The sequence below is a fragment of the Streptomyces tatrensis genome, assembly GCF_049310065.1.
Lineage (GTDB): Bacteria > Actinomycetota > Actinomycetes > Streptomycetales > Streptomycetaceae > Streptomyces.
The window spans coordinates 914,404-933,646 of the sequence record NZ_JBMDLB010000007.1 but is presented as its reverse complement, the minus strand read 5'-3'; the positions used below and the strand labels follow the sequence as shown (position 1 = coordinate 933,646).

Annotated in this window: 18 protein-coding genes; 11 read left to right on the top strand and 7 right to left on the bottom strand. The window is 72.6% G+C overall.

All coding sequences use genetic code 11. From position 1 onward, the window contains the following. Nucleotides 1-37 precede the first annotated feature (37 nt). Nucleotides 38-868 (top strand): SAM-dependent methyltransferase, encoded by an 831-nt coding sequence (locus tag ACODT5_RS08040; protein ID WP_422518487.1) that lies wholly within the window; start codon nt 38-40, stop codon nt 866-868. Further along, the gene (locus tag ACODT5_RS08035; protein ID WP_422518486.1) at nt 865-3,054 is read left to right on the top strand and encodes a putative bifunctional diguanylate cyclase/phosphodiesterase; all 2,190 of its coding nucleotides are present in this window, start codon (nt 865-867) and stop codon (nt 3,052-3,054) included. The genes ACODT5_RS08040 and ACODT5_RS08035 overlap by 4 nt, the downstream gene beginning before the upstream one ends. An 88-nt stretch (nt 3,055-3,142) precedes the next feature. On the opposite strand, the gene ACODT5_RS08030 is transcribed toward ACODT5_RS08035, so the two are convergent. Then, a complete protein-coding gene (locus ACODT5_RS08030; RefSeq protein WP_422518485.1) occupies nt 3,143-4,201 on the bottom strand; it encodes an FAD-dependent monooxygenase in 1,059 nt (352 codons plus the stop codon). Between the two features lie 204 nt (nt 4,202-4,405). Here ACODT5_RS08030 and ACODT5_RS08025 point away from each other — a divergent pair, with 204 nt between their 5' ends. Next, on the top strand, nt 4,406-5,053 hold the full coding sequence (locus tag ACODT5_RS08025; protein ID WP_422518484.1) for a TetR/AcrR family transcriptional regulator: 648 nt from the start codon (nt 4,406-4,408) through the stop codon (nt 5,051-5,053). Nucleotides 5,054-5,057: 4 nt separating this feature from the next. Continuing rightward, the gene (locus ACODT5_RS08020; RefSeq protein ID WP_422518483.1) at nt 5,058-5,621 is read left to right on the top strand and encodes a hypothetical protein; all 564 of its coding nucleotides are present in this window, start codon (nt 5,058-5,060) and stop codon (nt 5,619-5,621) included. 17 nt (nt 5,622-5,638) lie between these two features. Here ACODT5_RS08020 and ACODT5_RS08015 read toward each other — a convergent pair whose 3' ends face one another. Beyond that, on the bottom strand, nt 5,639-6,517 hold the full coding sequence (locus ACODT5_RS08015; RefSeq protein WP_422518482.1) for a LysR family transcriptional regulator: 879 nt from the start codon (nt 6,515-6,517) through the stop codon (nt 5,639-5,641). Nucleotides 6,518-6,611: 94 nt separating this feature from the next. On the opposite strand from ACODT5_RS08015, the gene ACODT5_RS08010 reads away from it, so the two are divergent. From ACODT5_RS08010 to ACODT5_RS07990, 5 genes are all read left to right on the top strand, one after another. Continuing rightward, the gene (locus tag ACODT5_RS08010) at nt 6,612-7,316 is read left to right on the top strand and encodes a succinate dehydrogenase cytochrome b subunit (RefSeq protein WP_385379192.1); all 705 of its coding nucleotides are present in this window, start codon (nt 6,612-6,614) and stop codon (nt 7,314-7,316) included. A gap of 1 nt (nt 7,317) precedes the next feature. Continuing rightward, nucleotides 7,318-9,270: a fumarate reductase/succinate dehydrogenase flavoprotein subunit gene (locus tag ACODT5_RS08005; protein ID WP_422518481.1), complete on the top strand. Its 1,953-nt coding sequence runs from the start codon at nt 7,318-7,320 to the stop codon at nt 9,268-9,270. Then, nucleotides 9,267-10,013: a succinate dehydrogenase/fumarate reductase iron-sulfur subunit gene (locus ACODT5_RS08000; protein ID WP_243341339.1), complete on the top strand. Its 747-nt coding sequence runs from the start codon at nt 9,267-9,269 to the stop codon at nt 10,011-10,013. Before ACODT5_RS08005 ends, ACODT5_RS08000 begins: the two co-directional genes overlap by 4 nt. 112 nt (nt 10,014-10,125) lie before the next feature. Further along, nucleotides 10,126-10,773 (top strand): hypothetical protein, encoded by a 648-nt coding sequence (locus tag ACODT5_RS07995; RefSeq protein WP_422518480.1) that lies wholly within the window; start codon nt 10,126-10,128, stop codon nt 10,771-10,773. Nucleotides 10,774-10,860: 87 nt separating this feature from the next. After that, the gene (locus ACODT5_RS07990; RefSeq protein WP_422518479.1) at nt 10,861-11,226 is read left to right on the top strand and encodes a cupin domain-containing protein; all 366 of its coding nucleotides are present in this window, start codon (nt 10,861-10,863) and stop codon (nt 11,224-11,226) included. Between the two features lie 85 nt (nt 11,227-11,311). Here ACODT5_RS07990 and ACODT5_RS07985 read toward each other — a convergent pair whose 3' ends face one another. The 4 genes from ACODT5_RS07985 to ACODT5_RS07970 form a co-directional block, all read right to left on the bottom strand. Next, nucleotides 11,312-13,711, bottom strand: a complete 2,400-nt coding sequence (locus ACODT5_RS07985) for an excinuclease ABC subunit UvrA (protein WP_422518478.1) — start codon at nt 13,709-13,711, stop codon at nt 11,312-11,314. 10 nt (nt 13,712-13,721) lie between these two features. After that, the gene (locus ACODT5_RS07980; protein ID WP_422518477.1) at nt 13,722-14,756 is read right to left on the bottom strand and encodes an MsnO8 family LLM class oxidoreductase; all 1,035 of its coding nucleotides are present in this window, start codon (nt 14,754-14,756) and stop codon (nt 13,722-13,724) included. A 92-nt stretch (nt 14,757-14,848) separates the two neighbouring features. Then, nucleotides 14,849-15,889 carry a S41 family peptidase gene (locus ACODT5_RS07975; protein ID WP_422518476.1) on the bottom strand — a complete coding sequence of 347 codons (1,041 nt, stop codon included), beginning with the start codon at nt 15,887-15,889 and terminating at the stop codon, nt 14,849-14,851. Nucleotides 15,890-15,986: 97 nt separating this feature from the next. Next, a complete protein-coding gene (locus ACODT5_RS07970; protein ID WP_422518475.1) occupies nt 15,987-17,495 on the bottom strand; it encodes a hypothetical protein in 1,509 nt (502 codons plus the stop codon). A gap of 117 nt (nt 17,496-17,612) precedes the next feature. Here ACODT5_RS07970 and ACODT5_RS07965 point away from each other — a divergent pair, with 117 nt between their 5' ends. Together ACODT5_RS07965 and ACODT5_RS07960 are read left to right on the top strand one after the other, a co-directional pair. Then, nucleotides 17,613-18,143, top strand: coding sequence for an NUDIX hydrolase (locus ACODT5_RS07965; RefSeq protein WP_422518474.1), 531 nt, complete (start codon nt 17,613-17,615; stop codon nt 18,141-18,143). 56 nt (nt 18,144-18,199) lie between these two features. Next, nucleotides 18,200-18,694, top strand: a complete 495-nt coding sequence (locus ACODT5_RS07960) for a phosphatase domain-containing protein (protein ID WP_422518473.1) — start codon at nt 18,200-18,202, stop codon at nt 18,692-18,694. A gap of 214 nt (nt 18,695-18,908) precedes the next feature. Here ACODT5_RS07960 and ACODT5_RS07955 read toward each other — a convergent pair whose 3' ends face one another. Further along, nucleotides 18,909-19,124: a dodecin gene (locus tag ACODT5_RS07955; protein WP_243341332.1), complete on the bottom strand. Its 216-nt coding sequence runs from the start codon at nt 19,122-19,124 to the stop codon at nt 18,909-18,911. Nucleotides 19,125-19,243: the final 119 nt, after the last annotated feature.

Sequence of the window (19,243 nt, the reverse complement as noted above, 5' to 3'; positions counted from 1 at the left end):
GCCCGGACCGCTGCAGGACTAAGGCTTGGAGACCCCGATGGAGCGCCCCGCCTGGGCCCCGCAAGGCATCGACATATCGGTGCCGAGCGTGTCCCGCATCTACGATTACTACCTGGGCGGCTCCCACAATTTCGAGGTCGACAGGCAGGCGGCCCGCCGGGCCATGGAATTCATGCCGGGCCTGCCCAAGATCATGCAGGCCAACCGGGCATTCATGCGCCGTGCCGTCCGCTACGCCGTCGCCGAGGGCGTGACGCAGTTCCTCGACATCGGCTCCGGCATCCCGACCTTCGGCAATGTCCACGAGATCGCCCAGGCCGCCAGCCCCGAGGCGCGCGTGGTCTACGTCGACCACGACCCGGTGGCCGTCGCCCACAGCCAGGCCGTCCTGGCCGGCACCGAGCGGACCGGGGTCGTCGCAGCCGACCTGCGCAAGCCCCAGGACATCCTGGCCGCCCCCGAGGTGGCCCAGGGGCTCGACCTGAGCCGCCCGGTCGCCCTGATGCTGGTCGCCGTCCTGCACTTCCTGGAGGACTCGGACGACCCCTACGCCGCCGTCGCCCAACTGCGCGACGCGCTGGCCCCCGGCAGCCTGCTGATCCTCACGCACGCCTCGTACGAGGGGATCCCGCTGTCAGCGGAGGTCGCGAGCGGAACCGTCGGCGTCTACCGCGAGATCCGCAACCCGCTCGTCATGCGGGACGGGGAGCAGATCCGGCGCTTCTTCGACGGCTTCGGCCTGATCGAGCCCGGCCTCGTGTCCATGCCCGACTGGCGGCCCGACACGACCGGCGGGCCGGAGGGCGGGACCGCGGACGAAGACCCCTACGCCTTCTCGGGCTTCGCCGGAGTGGGACGCAAGGCGTGAGACTGCCGACGCAGACGGCGGACGACCCTGCCGCGCCGCAGGGCGGCCTGGAGGACCGGATCGGGCGGTTCGCGACCATCTGGGGGAGGGCGATCTTCCCGGTCACCGCGACCTCGCTCACCCGCGGCGAGTTCGAACGCCACCTCGTACCGCTCACCCGCACCCTCGTCGAGGCCCTGCGCGCCCGCCCCTTCGACTCCTCCGTCGGCCAGCGGGTCGGGGAGGAACTCGTCGCGGTCCACTGCACCGACCCGGAGGCGCTGGCCGGCACGCTCGGCGTCGTCGAGTCCTACCTGGTGCTGTACTGCGGTCCGCAGGGCCCCGACGCCGAGAGCGTCGAGGGAACCGAGGAGTACCGGTCGCGCTGCGCCCGGCTCCAGCACGGCATCGCGGCCGGGTTCGCCCGCGCCCTGCGCGAGCGCACGCTCAAGGAGCAGGAGGCCATCGCCCGGTCCGCCCTGACCGCCCGCATCGACGCCCAGCAGGCACTGCACGCCAGCGAAGCCCGTTTCCGGGCGGTCTTCGAGGGCGCGGCCGTCGGGATCGGCATCGCCGATCTGGAGGGCAACGTCCTGGAGATCAACGACGCGCTGCTGCAGATGTTCGGCGGCATGGACGGGCACGTCCGCGGCCGCAACGTCAGCGAATGGAGCCACCCCGACGACACCCCGCACGTGTGGCGGATGTACGGGGAGCTCGTGCGCGGCGAACGCGAGAGCTACCGCGTGGAGAAGCCGTACTACCGGCACGACGGGACCGTGCTGTGGACCAACCTGACGGTCTCGCTGCTGCGCGACGCCGAGGGCGTGCCGCAGTACCAGCTGGCGCTGATGGAGGACACCACCGAGCGCCGGCTGCTGAACCTGCGCCTGCGCTACGAGGCCACCCACGACGCCCTGACCGGCCTGCCGAACCGGACCCTCTTCTTCGAACGCCTGGAGAAGGCCCTGAGCGGCTCCGGCGGCTCGCGCTTCGGCCTGTGCTACCTCGACCTCGACGGCTTCAAGGCCGTCAACGACAGCCTCGGCCACTCGGCCGGCGACCGGCTGCTGGTGGAGGTCGCCGACCGGCTGCAGAGCTGCGCGACCGGACCGGGCGAAGTCGTCGCCCGGCTCGGCGGCGACGAGTTCGTGGCGCTGACCACCGGTCCCGACACCGAGGAGAAGGCCACCGAACTGGCCGTCCGTATCCTCTCCGCCCTTTCCGTCCCGATCCGCCTGGAGGGGCGCGAGCTGACGGTCCGGGGCAGCATCGGCATCGTCGAGGGCCCGGCGCGCGAGCGCACCCCCGCCGAGGTGCTGCGCAGCGCCGACATCACCATGTACCGGGCCAAGGCGGCCGGCGGCAACCGGTTCGAGTTCGCCGACGCCGCTGCCGACGCGCGCGCCATCACCCGGCACGGGCTGACCAACGCCCTCCCGGCGGCGCTGGAACGCGGCGAGTTCTTCATCGAGTACCAGCCGTTGGTCCACATGCACGACGGCAGCGTGCACGGCGCGGAGGCGCTGGTGCGCTGGTCGCACCCGCAGCACGGGGTGCTCGGCCCGGACCGGTTCATCCCCCTCGCCGAACGCACCGGCCTGATCGTGCCGCTCGGCCGCTGGGTCCTGGAGGAGTCCGTCCGCCAGGCCCGCGCCTGGCAGCACCAGAAGGGCGGTGCCACGCTGCGGATCAACGTCAACCTGTCACCGACCCAGCTGCACCACCCCGGCCTGGTCGCCGACACGATCCGGGTCCTGGAGTCCTCGGGCCTGACCCCGGGCACGCTGTGCCTGGAGGTCACCGAGTCGGCCCTGATCGGCGCCGACGACGAACTCCTCGAACCCCTGCGCCGGCTCGCCGCCCTGGGCGTGGACATCGCCCTCGACGACTTCGGCACCGGTTACTCGAACCTGGCCAACCTGCGCCGCCTCCCCGTCAGCGTGCTGAAGCTGGACCGCTCCTTCACCAAGGGCATGCAGCAGCACCCTGCCAACCCGGTCGACGTCAAGATCGTGGAGGGCATCGTGGCCCTGGCCCACAGCCTCGAACTCGCCGTCACCGTCGAGGGAGTGGAAACCGGCGCCCAGGCCGCCCAGCTCCGAGCCCTCGGCTGCGACACGGCCCAGGGCTGGTACTACGCCCGCCCGGGCGCCGCCGACCGCATCCACACCCTGTCCCTGTCGGACGCGGTACCCACCTCCTGAACACCGCCGGCGCCAGCCGCTTCCGGACCGCCCAGTCTGCCCCGGTGGGCACCGCAGCGCCGGTCGGCTCGGTCCGGGGCGGGCTGGCTCACTCCAGGCCCGCCTCCGTGCCCCGGCCCGGCTCGCGGACGGCCGCCACCACCCGCTCGTAGCGCCGAGCCGTGTCGGCCAGGACCTGGGCGGCCACCGGCAGCCGCTCCGCCTGGTACCCGTCGAGCGCTTCCTCCCCGGCCGCCCCGGAGAGGACGGCGGACAGCGTCCGGCCGAGGGCGGCGGCGTCCTGGATGCCGGTGTTCATGCCCAGCCCGCCGGCTATGGGGTGGACGTGTGCCGCGTCCCCGGCGAGGAAGGCCCGGCCCTCGCGTATCCGGGTGGCCATGCGGACGTTGACCCGCCAGGAGGAGAGCCAGGTGGGCTCGGTGAGCCGTATCCCCGGCATCCGGGCGTGCCGGTCGAAGAGCCGCTGGAAGCTCTCCAGCGAGGGCGGCAGTGCCTCGCCCCGCTCGTCCGTCTCGGGACCGGCCTGCAGCTGGAAGGTGTCCGTCCCCGGCATCGGGCAGAGCAGGATCCCGCCCCCGTCCGACGTGAACCACTGGTGCCAGAACTCGCGGCCGAGCCCCGGCGCCCTGACATCCCCGAGGACCATCGCCGGTTCCCTCTCCCCGCTCCCTTCGAAGGGGATCGCGAGGAGTCCGCGGGTGGTGCTGTGCCCGCCGTCGCACCCCGCCAGATAGCCGGCCCGGATCACGGTGCCGTCCTCCAGCTGCGCGCGGACGCCGTCCGCGTCCTGGGTGATTCCGGCGAGCCGGGACCCGTACTCGACCCGCACGCCCAGCTCGGCCAGCCGGTCGCGCAGGCTCTCCTCCACCTGCCACTGCCCGATGAGCAGACCCCCCTCCACGGTGGTGTCCTTGACGGGCTCCCCGTCGAAGTACTTGCGCAGCACCACGCCTTCGCGTCCCTTGCCCCGCACGGAGTCGGCCACGCCGAGCTCCTCGAAGAAGGCGAGGCTGCCCGGCTGGAGCCCCTTGCCCCGCGACTCGCGGTGCGGTCCCGGGCGGCCCTCGACGATCCGCACCGCGATGCCGCGGCGGGCCAGGTCGCAGGCGAGCGTGAGGCCGGTCGGGCCGGAGCCCACGATCAGCACGTCCGCACCATCAGCGGCGCCCGCTGCACCCCCTGCGCCCGCTGCACCCACGTCATCCCTTACGCCCATTGCGTCCATTGAGTCCATTGCGTCGGTCATGAGACGTCCCCTCGTCGTCGGTATCTCAAGGAAAGCGGCTCCCGAGCGAAAAGGCAACCCAGTTACAAAATTAACTGGGTCACTCTTTCGTGTTAGGCTGGGCGCATGGAGAACACGAAGGGTCTGCGCGAGAACAAGAAGCTCCGTACGCGCCGACAGCTGGCGGCCACGGCGCTGGAACTCTTCCTGGAACGGGGCTTCGACGCCGTCTCGGTGGCCGATGTGGCGGCCGCTGCCGAGGTCTCCAAGCCCACGCTGTTCCGCTACTTCCCGAGCAAGGAGGACCTGGTCCTCGACCGCTTCGCCGACCATCAGGACGAGGCGGCGCGCATCGTGCGCGACCGGGTCGCGGGGCAGACCCCGGTGGCGGCGGTGCGCGCGCACTTCCTGGCGGCGCTCGCCGAGCGGGACCCGATCACCGGGCTCTGCGACCACCCGAACGTGCTCGCCTTCGAGCGGCTGCTCTACGGCACCGCCAGCCTGGAGTCCCGGCTGGCCCACTACACCGCCCGCGAGGTGGAGTTGCTCGCCGCCGTCCTGGAGGCCGAAGCGGTCGACCCGCTCACCGCACGCCTGGCGGCCGGCTATCTGGTGGCGGCCCGTCAGGAGCTCGGCCGGGAGAACTGGCGCCGCATCGACGCCGGCCAGAGCGCCGACGAGGCCCACCCCGCAGCCGTGGCCGACGCGGAGCGCGCCTTCACCCTCCTCTCCGGCGGCCTCGACCGGGCACTGCCCGCACGCAAGGCGCGGTGACGGCATGGCGAGAGCGAACGGGGAGTCGGTCGAGTGGACGCACGAGGAGGTCCATGCCGGTGAGCATGGTGCCCGCACGCCGTGCCTGCCCGAGCCGTGGATGTGTGATGTCTTCCAACTCGACGGCAGCCTGAGGGACATCCGGGTTCTCGACACGACCCGTGCCGAGTGGGTCGCGGTCCTCGAACGTCTGCGTGTCGTAGCCGACGAGACCAAGGTGGAGCACCCCTACCTCCGGCTCGATCCCGTACGTCCCGCCGTCGCCGACCTCTTCCACCGTTGGGCGGACGAGCCGGAGGGTGAGGGCGAGGGTTTCTGCTTCCGGGCCCGGTTCGGCGCCGTGTGGTTCTTCGCCCTGCCATGCGACGAGGAGGAGATTGAGTTCTCGGTCCAGCCCGAGGACGTCCTCGACGGGGCAGGGGTGGCCGCTGTGCTGCGGTTCCTGGGAGAGGTCGCGAGGGCCTGCCGGCGGCGGGCGCTGCTGACCGCCGAGGTCGTCCAGTACGACCCGGGTCTGCCGACGCTGATCTCCCACGACCCGGTCACCGGCCTTACTTCCCATATTTGAAGAGTCTGAAGAGAGGCTCAGCCCAGCAGGATGCGCTTCAGTTCCCGGGCCGCTCGCGGGGGTGCCACGTCCGTACGGTGGGCCAGGGCGATCGTGCGGCGCAGGGGGGAGCCCGTCAGGGGGGTGGCGCGCAGGCCCGAGCCCGCGTGGGCGACCACCATCGCCGGGACCACCGCGATGCCGAGGCCCGCGCGGACGAAGCCCAGGACCGCGTCCATCTCGCCGCCCTCCACCGTGAACACCGGCTCGAAGCCCTCTGCCCGGCACGCCGCCACGGTGAGGTCCCGCAGGTCGTAGCCGTGCCGGAACATCACCATCGGCTCGTCGCGCAGCGCGGACACCGTGAGCGAACCACCGCCCGCCGGGGGCGGGAGGGCCGCCGAGGAGACCACCACCAGGTCCTCCGTCAGCAGTTCCACCGTGGTCAGCGCCGGCGCCGAGGGGGGCAGCGGCAGGGCGATCAGCGCCAGGTCGAGGGAGCCGCGCGCGAGCGCCCGTACGAGGTCCAGCGAACCGCTCTCCTCGATCAGCAGCTCGATCCCCGGATGGGCGGTGTGGAAGGCGCGGAGCACGCCCGGCAGCAGACCGGTGCACAGGCTCGGGGTGGCCCCGAGCCGGATCCGGCCGCGCCGGAGCTGCGCCAGCTCCTGGACCTCCAGGCGGGCCGTGTCCGCGTCCGCGAGGATCCGCCGGGCCAGCGGCAGCAGGGTCTCGCCGGCATCGGTGAGCGCGATGTTCCCGCGCGCCCGGCTGAAGAGCTCGGCGCCCAGCTCCCGCTCGAGCGCCTTGATCTGTTGCGACAGGGACGGCTGGGCCACGTGCTCGCGCTCGGCCGCCCGCGTGAAGTGCCGGGTCTCGGCGACGGCGACGAAGTAGACCAGCTGCTGGAACTGCATGGCCCCAGGTTAGCGGCTACATAGCCTGAGCCTATCGACTTGAGCTCTGCCATGTCTTGGACCTTTCGGGACCTTCGTCCCTACGGTCAATGTCATGGCTCTGGCAACACGGACGGATCGACGGCCGTCCACCACGCGCACGCTCTGGGACTCCTCCGTCGGCAAGAAGTCCGTGATGGCGGTCTCCGGCCTGATCATGCTCGGCTACCTCGTCGTGCACATGCTCGGAAACCTCAAGATCTTCTTCGGGGCGGACGAGTTCAACGGCTACGCCCACTGGCTGCGCACCCTCGGCTCGCCCTTCCTGCACCACGAGTGGGCCCTGTGGATCGTCCGCGTGGCCCTGCTCGCGGCCGTCGTCGCACACGGGGTCTGCGCGTACCAGCTCAGCCGCCGCGACATCAAGGCGCGCCCGGTGAAGTACGCCCACAAGCGCCGCCGCGCGAGCTACGCCACCCGCACCATGCGCTGGGGCGGCATCATCCTCGCCCTCTTCATCGTCTGGCACCTGCTCGACCTCACCACGCTCACCGTGAACGAGCGGGCCTGGGCCGGGCATCCGTACGAGAACGTCCTCGCCACCTTCTCCACCTGGTACGGCAACACCATCTACCTCGTGGCGATGGCCGCCCTCGCACTGCACGTCCGCCACGGCTTCTGGAGCGCCGCCCAGACCCTGGGCGCGGGCAACGCCCGACGGGACAGGACGCTTAAGTTCCTGGCCAACGCCCTCGCCCTCGTCCTCTTCGCGGGCTTCGTGTCCGTACCCGTCGCCGTCATGACCGGAGTGGTGAGCTGACATGAGCAACGACTACGCCGACTACACCACCGGGGACCCGATCGCCGACGCGAAGGCCCCCGAAGGCCCCATCGCCGAGCGCTGGGACCGCCGCCGCTTCGAGGCCAAGCTGGTCAACCCCGCAAACCGGCGCGGGCACACCGTCATCGTCGTCGGCACCGGCCTGGCCGGCGGCGCCGCCGGCGCCACCCTCGCCGAACAGGGCTACCACGTCGTCCAGTTCTGCTTCTCCGACTCCCCGCGCCGAGCCCACTCGATCGCCGCCCAGGGCGGCATCAACGCGGCCAAGAACTACCGCAACGACGGCGACTCCGTACACCGCCTCTTCTACGACACCGTCAAGGGCGGCGACTTCCGCGCCCGCGAGTCCAACGTCCACCGCCTCGCCCAGATCTCCGTCGAGATCATCGACCAGTGCGTGGCCCAGGGCGTCCCCTTCGCCCGCGAGTACGGCGGCCTCCTCGACACCCGCTCCTTCGGCGGCGTCCAGGTCTCCCGCACCTTCTACGCCCGCGGCCAGACCGGGCAGCAGCTCCTCCTCGGCGCCTACCAGGCGCTCTCGCGGCAGATCGCCGCCGGCAACGTCGAGATGCACGCCCGCACCGAGATGCTCGACCTGATCACCGTCGACGGCGTGGCCCGCGGCATCGTCGCCCGCGACCTGGTCACCGGCAAGATCGACACCTACTACGCGGACGCCGTCGTCCTCGCGAGCGGTGGCTACGGAAACGTCTTCTACCTCTCCACCAACGCGATGAACTCCAACGCGACCGCCGTCTGGCGGGCCCACCGCCGCGGCGCGTACTTCGCCAACCCCTGCTTCACCCAGATCCACCCCACCTGCATCCCGCGCACGGGCGACCACCAGTCCAAGCTCACGCTGATGAGCGAGTCCCTGCGCAACGACGGCCGCATCTGGGTCCCCAAGGCCAAGGGCGACACCCGCCCCGCGGCCGACATCCCGGAAGCCGAGCGCGACTACTACCTGGAGCGGATCTACCCCTCCTTCGGCAACCTCGTGCCCCGCGACATCGCCTCCCGCGCGGCCAAGAACGTCTGCGACGAGGGCCGCGGCGTCGGCCCCGGCGGCCAGGGCGTCTACCTCGACTTCGCCGACGCCATCCGCCGCATGGGCAAGGAGAAGGTCGCCGAGAAGTACGGCAACCTCTTCGACATGTACGCGCGGATCACCGCGGAGAATCCGTACGAGGTCCCCATGCGGATCTACCCCGCCGTGCACTACACGATGGGCGGACTGTGGGTCGACTACGACCTCCAGACCACCGTCCCCGGCCTGTTCGCGATCGGCGAGGCCAACTTCTCCGACCACGGAGCCAACCGCCTGGGCGCCTCCGCCCTCATGCAGGGCCTCGGCGACGGCTACTTCGTGCTGCCCTCCACCATCAACGACTACCTGGCCCGCCACCCGCACCGGGACACCGTCGACGACACCCACCCGGAGGCCGCGGCCGCCGTCCGCGAGACCCGTGACTGCCTCGCCAAGCTGCTCGCCGTCGACGGGGACCGCACGCCCGACTCCTTCCACCGGGAGATCGGCGAACTGATGTGGGAGTACTGCGGGATGGCCCGCACCGAAGAGGGCCTGCGCAAGGCCCTCGACCGGATCCCGGAGATCCGCGAGGAGTTCTGGAAGCGGATCAAGGTGCCGGGCAGCGGCGAGGAGTTCAACCAGTCGCTGGAGAAGGCCAACCGCGTCGTCGACTACCTGGAGCTCGCCGAGCTGATGTGCCTCGACGCCCTCCACCGCGCCGAATCCTGCGGCGGCCACTTCCGCGAGGAGTCCCAGACCCCGGACGGCGAAGCCGCCCGCCGCGACGAGGAGTTCGGGTACGCGGCCGCCTGGCAGTACACCGGAACCGGCGCCGCGCCCGTCCTGCACAAGGAAGACCTCGTCTTCGAGTACGTCCACCCCACCCAGCGGAGCTACGCATGAAGCTCACCCTGCGCGTCTGGCGCCAGAAGAACGCCGACGCCCCCGGCGCGATGGCCTCGTACGAGGTCGACGGCATCTCGGAGGGCATGTCCTTCCTCGAAATGCTCGACACCCTCAACGAGGACCTCATCCTGAGCGGAGAGGACCCGGTCGCCTTCGACCACGACTGCCGCGAGGGCATCTGCGGCGCGTGCAGCCTCGTCATCAACGGCGACGCCCACGGCCCGGAGCGCACCACGACCTGCCAGCTCCACATGCGCTCCTTCGACGACGGCGACACCATCGACGTCGAACCCTGGCGGGCCTCGGCCTTCCCCGTCGTCAAGGACCTCGTCGTCGACCGGGGGGCCCTCGACCGGGTCATCCAGGCCGGCGGCTACATCACCGCCCCGACCGGCGCCGCCCCCGAGGCGCACGCCACGGCCGTCCCCAAGCCCGACGCCGACTACGCCTTCGAGCACGCAGAGTGCATCGGCTGCGGGGCGTGCGTGGCGGCCTGCCCCAACGGCTCCGCAATGCTCTTCACCTCCGCCAAGGTCAACCACCTCAACGTGCTCCCGCAGGGCTCGCCGGAGCGCGAGACCCGGGTCCTGGACATGGTGGCCACCATGGACGCCGAGGGCTTCGGCGGGTGCACCCTGACCGGCGAGTGCGCCACGGCCTGCCCGAAGGGCATCCCGCTGCCGTCGATCGCCGCCATGAACAAGGAGTGGCTGCGGGCCGTCCGCCGAGGCCCCCGCTGACGTGCGGGCTCCGTCGGCGCACGGCCGTGACGCGTCCGCCGATCGGATGATCGGAGCGGCCCCCGTCGCGCCGTGACCGGCCGGTTTCCCGGGCGTGGGTGACAGTGGGCGCATGCCTCAAGCCCCCGCCGGATCCGGCCCCCGCCGCCGTACCGTGCTGGCCGCCGCCCTCGCCCCCCTGGCGGCGGCGGCCTGTGCCGGGGAGGAGCGGCCCCCTGAGCCGCGCCCCGGCCCCGAGGTGGCCAAGGACGCGCTGGTCATGGTCATCCGGCATGCAGAGAAGCCGTACGCCGGGGACACCGGCGAGGACGACGACGGCAACGAGGACCCCGGTTTCCTCGCCGTCCGGGGCCGGCGCCGTGCCCAGGAACTGCCCACCCTCTTCCCGCCGACCCGGGGCGCCGCCCTGCCCCGGCCCGGGGACGTCTTCGCGGCCGGCGGCAAGGCGGGGGCGCCCGCCCGGTGCCGCCAGACCGTCGAGCCGCTCGCCACCGCACTGGGTACGCCCCTCCGGGCCGAGTTCGCCGTGGGATCGGAGCCCGCCCTGGCCCGGGCGGTGCTGGCGGCGCGGATGCCCGTCCTGGTCTGCTGGGAGCACCAGGGGATGCCCCGCCTGATCCGGGGCCTCGGAGCGCAGGACGTGCTGGGGCTGCCGGCTGCCTGGCCCGACCGCTACGACCTGGTGTGGATGTTCAGCCGGAAGCAGGGCGTCTGGACCTTCCGCGAGCTTCCGCAGCGCCTGCTTCCGGGAGATGCGTAGCGGCCCCGTACGCCGGGAGTTCTCCGCGGTGCGGGCGTACGCTGAGAAGTGGACTCGGGGCAGTCGTGTGCCGGGAGGTGGGCCATCATGTCTGGAATCGTGAGGCGGGGTTTCGACTCCGCCGATGAGACGCGTCCGTTCGAGGACGGCAAGGGCAGGCTCGAACTGCTCAACACCGAACAGGGACCCGTGGGACGGGCCGTGTTCGAGCCCGGATGGCAGTGGTCGAAGCACGTCAAGCCCATTGCGGGGACCGACAGTTGCGAGGCGCCCCACGTGGGCTACATCGTCAGCGGCCGGATGAAGATCGTCATGGACGACGGCGAGAGCACCGAGACGGAGCCGGGGGACTTCATCCAGATCGCCCCCGGACACGACGCGTGGGTGCTCGGTGACGAGCCGTGCGTCGTCCTCGACTGGCAGGGCTACGGGGACTACGCCAAGCGCACCTGAATCCGTCGGCCGAGCCCGCAACTGGCCGGCCATGGATCCGTCGGCCACGCGAGCGAGCGAGCGAGCGCGGGCCGGGCCCGAACCACTACGGCCGCACCGCGAGGGCCCGCGCGAGATAGGCCGCCGTACGGCTGCCCGTGGCGCGGGCCACCTCGGACGGGGTGCCCGCGGCCACTACCCGGCCGCCGTCCGCACCGCCGCCGGGACCGAGGTCGATGACCCAGTCGGAGCCCGCCACCACCGCCATGTCGTGCTCCACGACCACCACCGAATGCCCGGCGTCCACCAGACCCTGCAACTGCCGCATCAGCACCGTGACATCGGCCGGATGGAGCCCCGTCGTCGGCTCGTCCAGCAGGTACAGGGTGTGGTCGCGGCGCACGCGCTGGAGCTCCGTCGCCAGCTTGATGCGCTGCGCCTCGCCGCCCGACAGCTCCGTGGCGGGCTGCCCGAGCCGCAGGTACCCCAGGCCGATGTCCGACAGAGCCCCCAGGCTGCGGGCCGCCGCCGGGACCCCGGCGAAGAAGGAGGCCGCCGACTCCACGGTCAGGGCGAGCACCTCCGCGATGTTCAGCCCCGAGTAACGGACCTCCAGTGTCTCGGAGTTGTACCGGGCCCCCGCGCACTCCGGGCACGGGGCGTACGTACTGGGCAGGAACAGCAGCTCCACCGAGACGAAGCCCTCGCCCTGGCAGGACTCGCACCGACCGCCCGGCACGTTGAAGGAGAAGCGGCCCGCCTTCCAGCCCCGCGCCTTCGATTCCGGCGCCGCCGTGAAGAGCCGGCGCACGACGTCGAACAGCCCCGTGTACGTGGCCAGGTTGGAACGCGGGGTCCGGCCGATCGGCTTCTGGTCCACCTCCACCAGCCGCCGCACCGGGAACTCCGGCTCCGCCAGCCGCTCGTGGACCTCCCGCGCGAGCACCTGGCCCACCAGCGTGGACTTCCCCGACCCCGACACCCCGGTCACCGCCGTGAACACCCCGAGCGGGAACTCGGCCGACAGGTCCCGCAGGTTGTGCCGGTCGACACCGCTGAGCCGGACGGACCCGGTCGCCTTCCGCGCGGCCCCCGAGCTTGATTGCGGGGCCTGCCGGGTCCCGAACAGGTACCGGGCCGTCGCCGAGTCCGCCACCGCGGCCAGGTCCTGCGGCGGCCCGCTGTGCAGCACCCGTCCGCCGTGCTCCCCGGCCAGCGGGCCCACGTCCACCAGCCAGTCCGCGTGCCGCACCACGTCCAGGTCGTGCTCCACCACGAACACCGTGTTCCCGGCCTCCTTGAGCCGGTCCAGGACGCCGAGCAGCGCCTCCGTATCGGCCGGGTGCAACCCCGCCGACGGCTCGTCCAGCACGTACACCACCCCGAACAGCCCCGAACGCAACTGCGTGGCCAGCCGCAGCCGTTGCAGCTCGCCCGCCGACAGGGTCGGGGCGCCGCGGTCCAGGCTCAGGTACCCCAGCCCCAGCTCGGTGACCGGGCTGATCCGGGAGCGCAAGTCCTCGTTGAGCACGCGGGCCGCTTCGCCGCCGCCGCGCTCGCGGGCCAGTACCCCGTCCAGCTCGGTCAGCGCCAGGGCCGCCAGTTCCGCGATGGTGCGGCCCGCGAAGGTCACGGCCAGCGCCTCCGGACGCAGCCGCCTGCCCCCGCACACCGGGCACGGCGAATCGGTCAGGAACTTCTCGGCGCGGGCCCGCAGGGTGAGGCTCTTGCTGTCGGCGAAGGTGCGCATCACGTACCGGTGGGCGCTCATGTACGTCCCCTGGTACGGGCGTTGGATCCGGTCGGCCTCCCGCACCGGATGCACCGTCACCACCGGCTGCTCCTCGGTGAACAGGATCCACTCGCGGTCCGCCGCCGCCAGCTCCCGCCAGGGCGCGTCCACGTCGTGGCCGAGGGCCTCCAGGATGTCGCGCAGGTTCTTGCCCTGCCAGGCACCCGGCCAGGCCGCGATGGCACCTTGACGGATCGACAGGCCGGGATCCGGGACGAGCAGTTCCTCGCTGGTGCGGTGCACGCGCCCGAGGCCGTGGCAGGAAGGGCAGGCCCCGGCCGCGGTGTTGGGGGAGAAGGCGTCGGAGTCCAGCCGCTCGGCGCCCGGCGGGTAGGTGCCGGCCCGCGAGTACAGCATCCGCAGCGAGTTGGACAGCATGGTCACCGTCCCGACCGAGGACCGGGAGCCGGGGGAGGAGCGCCGCTGCTCCAGCGAGACGGCCGGCGGGAGCCCGGTGACGGAGTCGACCTTCGGCGCGCCGATCTGGTGGATCAGGCGGCGGGCGTACGGGGCCACGGACTCGAAGTACCGGCGCTGGGCCTCGGCGAAGAGCGTGCCGAAGGCCAGCGAGCTCTTCCCGGACCCGGAGACCCCGGTGAACACGGTCAGCGCGTCCCGCGGGATGTCCACGTCCACCCCGCGCAGATTGTGCTCCCGGGCGCCGCGGACGCGGACGTAGGGATCGTGGGCGTGCGGAGCGGCGGGCTGGTGCATTCGTCCCAGTTTAGTGGCCGGGGACGGCGGACCGCTCCGCGATGCCGGTGGTGCTGCTGATGCCGGTGAGCCGGGCGAGCCGGCCGAAGGAGTCCAGCAGCGCCGTGCGGTCGTACGTGGACGTCGTGACCAGCAGCTCGTCCGCCCCGGTCAGCTCCGCGACCTCGGCAAGCTCCGCCGCGACCTGCTCCTCCGTGCCGTGGATGTGCCCGGCGAGGGCGCCCTCGTACAGCTCCCGCTCCTTGGGGCTCATGGCGAGGGCCTCGACCTCCTCGGCCGGGCGCAGCGGCGGGAAGCTGCCCCGGGTGCGGGAGTACGCGACCGCCCAGGCCTCCGGCACCAGGATCCGCCGGGCGGCCTCGGCGGTGGCCGCCACCGCGACCGTCCCGGAGGCCACGACGTACGGCCGCGCGCCCCAGGGGGAGGGCCGGAACTGTGCGCGGTACGCCTCGATGATCTCCGCGACCCGGGCCCGGGTCCGCAGGTCCCCGACGACCAGGGGCAGACCGGCGCGGGCCGCGATCCCCGCCCCCTCGCCGGTGGCCAGCACGTAGGCCGGGATCCGCATCCCCTCCGCCGGGCGGGCGTGCACCTCGGGGTGCGTCTGCTGGGAGCCGTCGAACCAGCCCAGCAGCTCCGCGAGCTGCTCCTCGAACCGGTCGGCGTCGGCGGTGTCCCGCCCGAGCGCGCGGCGGATCCCGCCGGTGAAGCCGACCGAGCGGCCGAGCCCCATGTCGATGCGGCCGGGGAAGAGCGATTCCAGGACCCCGAACTGCTCCGCGACGACCAGGGGCTGGTGGTTGGGCAGCATCACGCCGCCGGTGCCGACGCGGATCCCGGTCGTCGCCCCGGCCACGGCGGCGGCGAGCACGGTGGGCGCGGATCCGGCCACCCCGGGCACGCTGTGGTGCTCGGAGACCCAGAACCTGCGGTACCCGAGCCGCTCGGCGGCGCGGGCGAGCTCCACGGTGTCGCGCAGGGCCTGGGCGGCGGGGTGCCCCTCGCGGGTGCGGGACCGGTCGAGTATCGAGAGTGTGCGGATCACACCGTGGTCAACGCGCGCAGGGCGTCAGGATTCCCGGCGCATCAGGACTCCCTGCGCATCAGGATTCTCTGCGTGTCAGGATTCCCCGCGCGTCAGGATTCCCCGGGCGTCCGGGCGGGGGTGGTCCGGTCGCGAAGCCAGCGGGCCGCGGCTTCGAGCGTCCGGTCCTGGCCGCTGCCGAGCTCGCGGGTGTCGTCCGGGACCTCTTCGTCGGGCGGGAGGGGGCCGTTGTGGATCCGGCCCGTGCGGTCGGCTTCCCGGGCCTGCGTGAGGAGGACGAGCGCGCCGTCCGGGAGGGCGTGGGAGTCGTTGCCCGTGGGGACGCCCCGGGTGGCCTGGCCGAAGCTGCGGGTGTCGGGGCGGCCGCGGAAGGCGATGGTCACGGCCTCGGCGGCGCTCGCGGTCCGGCTGCTGGTGAGCACCGCCACGGGGGGAGCCGCCTGCGCCAGCGGCTCGGCGGGGCCCCAGGTGGCGAGGTACTGGCTCGGCGTACCGTGCTCGATCGTCCACGGAGTCCGCTTTCCGTCGGCCTCCACGAACGCTCCGGTCTCCCCGTCGCCCAGGATGGCCCCCACCGCGGCCAGCGGCCCCCACATGTCCCCGCCCGTGTTGCTGCGCAGGTCCACGATCCACCCGCGGGCCCCCTGCCCGTCTGCCTCCGCGACGGCCTGACGGGCCTGTTTCACGTAGGCCGCGGCGGCCCGGTCGGACGACACCGCCGGCAGGGACAGGTAGCCGAGGGAACCGGCGAGCACCTTGGCCTCCGGCAGGGCGGAGGAGCCGGGTGCCGGGCTCAGCGCCTGCTCGGCCTCTCGTGGGGTCATGAGTTGGCTGTGCCGGTCGCCCAGGGTCCGCAACGCCTCCCTGACGGCCCCGTACGTGTCGGCGGGGACCTGCGCGCTCCCAGCCCGGGCGAAGGCCTCGCGGCGTACGGTCGGCCAGTCGACGTCCGCCGCGAAGAGCGAGTTGCCCTCCATGACGTCCAGCGCGGTGGTGAGGTATCCGCGCGCTTCCGGCGACATGGCCGTACCCTCCGCCCCGTCTCGGCCGGCGCAGCCCGTCGCGGCGAGGAGGACCGCCGCCGCCGCGCCGATCAGCCGGCGGCGGGTCACGGGTTCCGGGGTTCGTGTCATGAGGATCGGTCGTCCTCTCGCCGTGCGGGTCGGCGAGTTCGCCCAGGTCAGGCCAAAGATACCGAAGACCCCGGTGAACTCACCGGCCCGTCCCGGCTCAGCGGGCGCTCGACGGCAGCGTCGCCACCAGCCGCCGGATCACCTCGGGAGCCAATGCGGGGTTCGCCGCGGCAGCGTGGGCCAGTTCCTCGTCGTCGAGGAGTTCCGCCAGCCGGGCGCGCGGAAGATTCGGGTGGCGTGCCAGCGCCGCGCGCACGGCCGGGTCCGGGTCCCGGGTGAGGCGCTCCACGGTTGCCGGCGCGGTGTGGGGGTCGCGGGCGGCCAGGGCGCGGACCTCGGGGTCCTCGTGGTCGGCGAAGGCCGCCAGGCCGGCCGTGGGAAAGTTCGGCCGGGTGGTGAGGTGCGCGCGCTCGTGGCCGGTGTATTCGAGGAAGCTGCGCAACAGGAGCGGGGCCGGGGCGTCCGGATGGTTCTGGGCCAGCAGGACGCGTACGCCGAGATCCTCGTCGGCGGCCAGGCGTTCCAGGAGGTCGGGCGGCAGAGTGCCGACCATGGCCGCCCTCTGGCGAAGCAGCGGGTGACCGGAGTTCGCGTCCCGGCGGACGTCCTGCGGGTCCCGGGGCACGGTGGGCCCGCGCCACGCTTGGTAGCAGCCGTCCTCGGGGATCTCGTAGTCGATCGCGGCCCGTTCCTCCTCGCTCAGCGCGGGGTGCACGGACAGGGCGAGCCGCACACTCGGATCCGGGTCCACGGCGAGCGCGCGGCGCTCGGCGGGTCCGAGGTCCGCGCGGTGGGCGATCCGCTCGCGCACCTCGGGGTCCGGATCGCCTGCCAGGAGGACCACCACGTCGGCGGGCAGGCTGGGGTTGCCGGCGATGGCCTCCCGCTCCTCCTCGGCGACCGGAGCGGTCAGGACGTTGTCCACGACGGTTCTGCTGAGGGCCTGGTACATCAGCATGTTCCAGCGTGCGTGGCACGACCAGTCGGGCAGTTCGCGCTCCACCCACGCCGGATCCCGGGATTGCGCGGACATCCGTGCGTGGGTCCGCGCGCTCTCCCGGACGTCCTCGTCGGGATCTGCCAGCAGCGCGTCCTGGACCTCGTCGGGCAGCTGGTCCCACCTGCCGACGCTCCAGCGGCGGACCTTCGCGACCGGGTGGGTGGGCATGGACCGCTCCAGCGCGGTGGAGATCTGCCGGTAGACGGTGCCCTGCAGGATGTCGTTCTCGTACGTGCTGATCATGTGGACGACGACCTCGTCGGGCAGTGGCCTGTTCACGCCTCCGGCGGGCAATCCGGGTGCCTCGGCGAGGTGGCCTCGGACGAACCACTCCGGATCGTCGACCAGTCGGGCCCGTTGGGCCGGATCGACGTGGGGGTTGCGGGCGAAGAAGCTACGGGTACGGGTGTCGGGGTGCTCGAGCACGGCCTCGACGACGGCGTCGGGCAGGATCCGGTCCCGGCACAGCACCATCCGTACGGCCGGCGGACCGTCGGCGAGCAGACGCAGCAGGACGTCGTCCGGAGAGGACGGATTGAGGGCCACCCCGGCGAGCCGGCGCGCGGGCAGGTCGGCTGCCTCCCAGATGTCCCCAGGCGTGGGCATGTGTCGTAACCCCCGTGCTCAGTCGGCCCCCCCCGGAGCACCGGGTCACGACCCTACCGGCCTCGGCCGGCTGCTGACCGGGCCCGATTGTCAGTAGCCCGTCGTACGCTCCGGTGAGTGAGCGGACATCCCCTGGAAGCACGCGTCCTTGAAGCCGCGGTGCGCGATGCGCGTCGTGCCCTGGCCGACCACGACGGCACCGTGGAGTGGCTGATCCGCCCCGATGCGGCCCTGGAAGGCCCGCTCGCCGCCGAGGTGTGGGTGTTCGACCGCACGTTGACCCGCGTCTTGCTGGTGAGTCACCGCCGGCGAGGGTGGGTGCCACCGGGCGGGAAGGTGGATCCCGGCGAGACGCCGCGCGAGGCGGCGCGCCGGGAGCTGTTCGAGGAGACCGGTGTACGGGCGGAACCGCACGCGACACCGGCGGCCGCCACGGTCCGCTCGTACCGCCCCGGCTGGTCGGCCACCGCGGGCATTTCCTACGTGGCGGTCGTCGATCAGGGGATGCGCCTGGTGCCCGAAAGCGGCCAGCCTGCAGCCTGGCACCGGCTGGACGAGCCGTGGCAGGGATGGTTCTCCGGCGAGCGGCTCCGGATGAAGCAGTGCGCCCTCCGGCTCGGAGGCGGCGCCGACCCGGTCGGACCTTGACGTCGCCACCGAAAACCCCGCGCCGTCCGGAAGGCGTCGCTGCTTAGGCTGGCGGGGTGACCGAGACTCAGAACCGCAGGCCCCTGGCCGTCTTCGACATCGACAACACCCTGGCCGACACCGCGCACCGCCAGCACTTCCTGGAGCGCCGGCCGCGCGACTGGAGCGGGTTCTTCGCTGCGGCTCCGGCCGATCCGCCCCTCGCCCGCGGGATCGCGCTCGCCGTGGAGAGCGCGGCCGACTGCGAGGTCGCGTACCTCACCGGGCGCCCGGAGCGGTGCCGCGCGGACACCGAGGACTGGCTGGTCCGCAACGGGCTGCCCGAGGGGCGGCTGTGGATGCGCGGGAACCTGGACCGGCGGCCCGCCCGCACGACCAAGCTCGAGGTCCTCCGGCGCATCTCGCGGGGCCGCGAGGTGCGGATGCTGGTGGACGACGACGAGCTGGTGTGCCAGGCGGCGCGCGCGGCGGGCTTCCGTGTGGTCCTGGCGGACTGGGCGGCGGACGCGCCGGAACTCAAGGACGCGCAGGAGGGGGAGGGGCGCACCTGAGTGCGCCCCCGCCTGCTCCTCGGGGGCGTGCCTGGCGGGCCCGGCGCTCCTCGGGTGGGCACGGCGCTCGGTGCGCCGGACGGGCTCGGTGCGCCGGACGGGCACTGCGCACCGGGCGGGCCCGCGGCGCCCGTGGGTGACCGAGGGGCCCCGGGCACTCCCGAGGCCCCCGGGGAGCCCCGTAGAGCCCCGTAGAGCCCGGAGAAGACCTGGCTCAGGCCTCGCCGTCGAGACGGAAGCCGACCTTGATCCCCACCTGGTAGTGCGCGATCTCGCCGTTCTCGATGTGGCCCCTGATTTGGACGACTTCAAGCCAATCCAGATTGTGGAGCGTCTCGCCCGCGCGGGCGATGCCGTTGCGGATGGCCTGGTCGATGCCCTCGTGGGACGTGCCCACGATCTCGGTCACCCGGTACGTGTGATTGGACATGGGGGTCTCCCGACACTGGGTGGCTGTTGCCTTGTTCTACGGTGCCCCAGTAAGTCCGGGTACGCGAACTTTGCGTGAACAATCCATAGCGATACCCCCTTGACCCACCCATTGGTCTA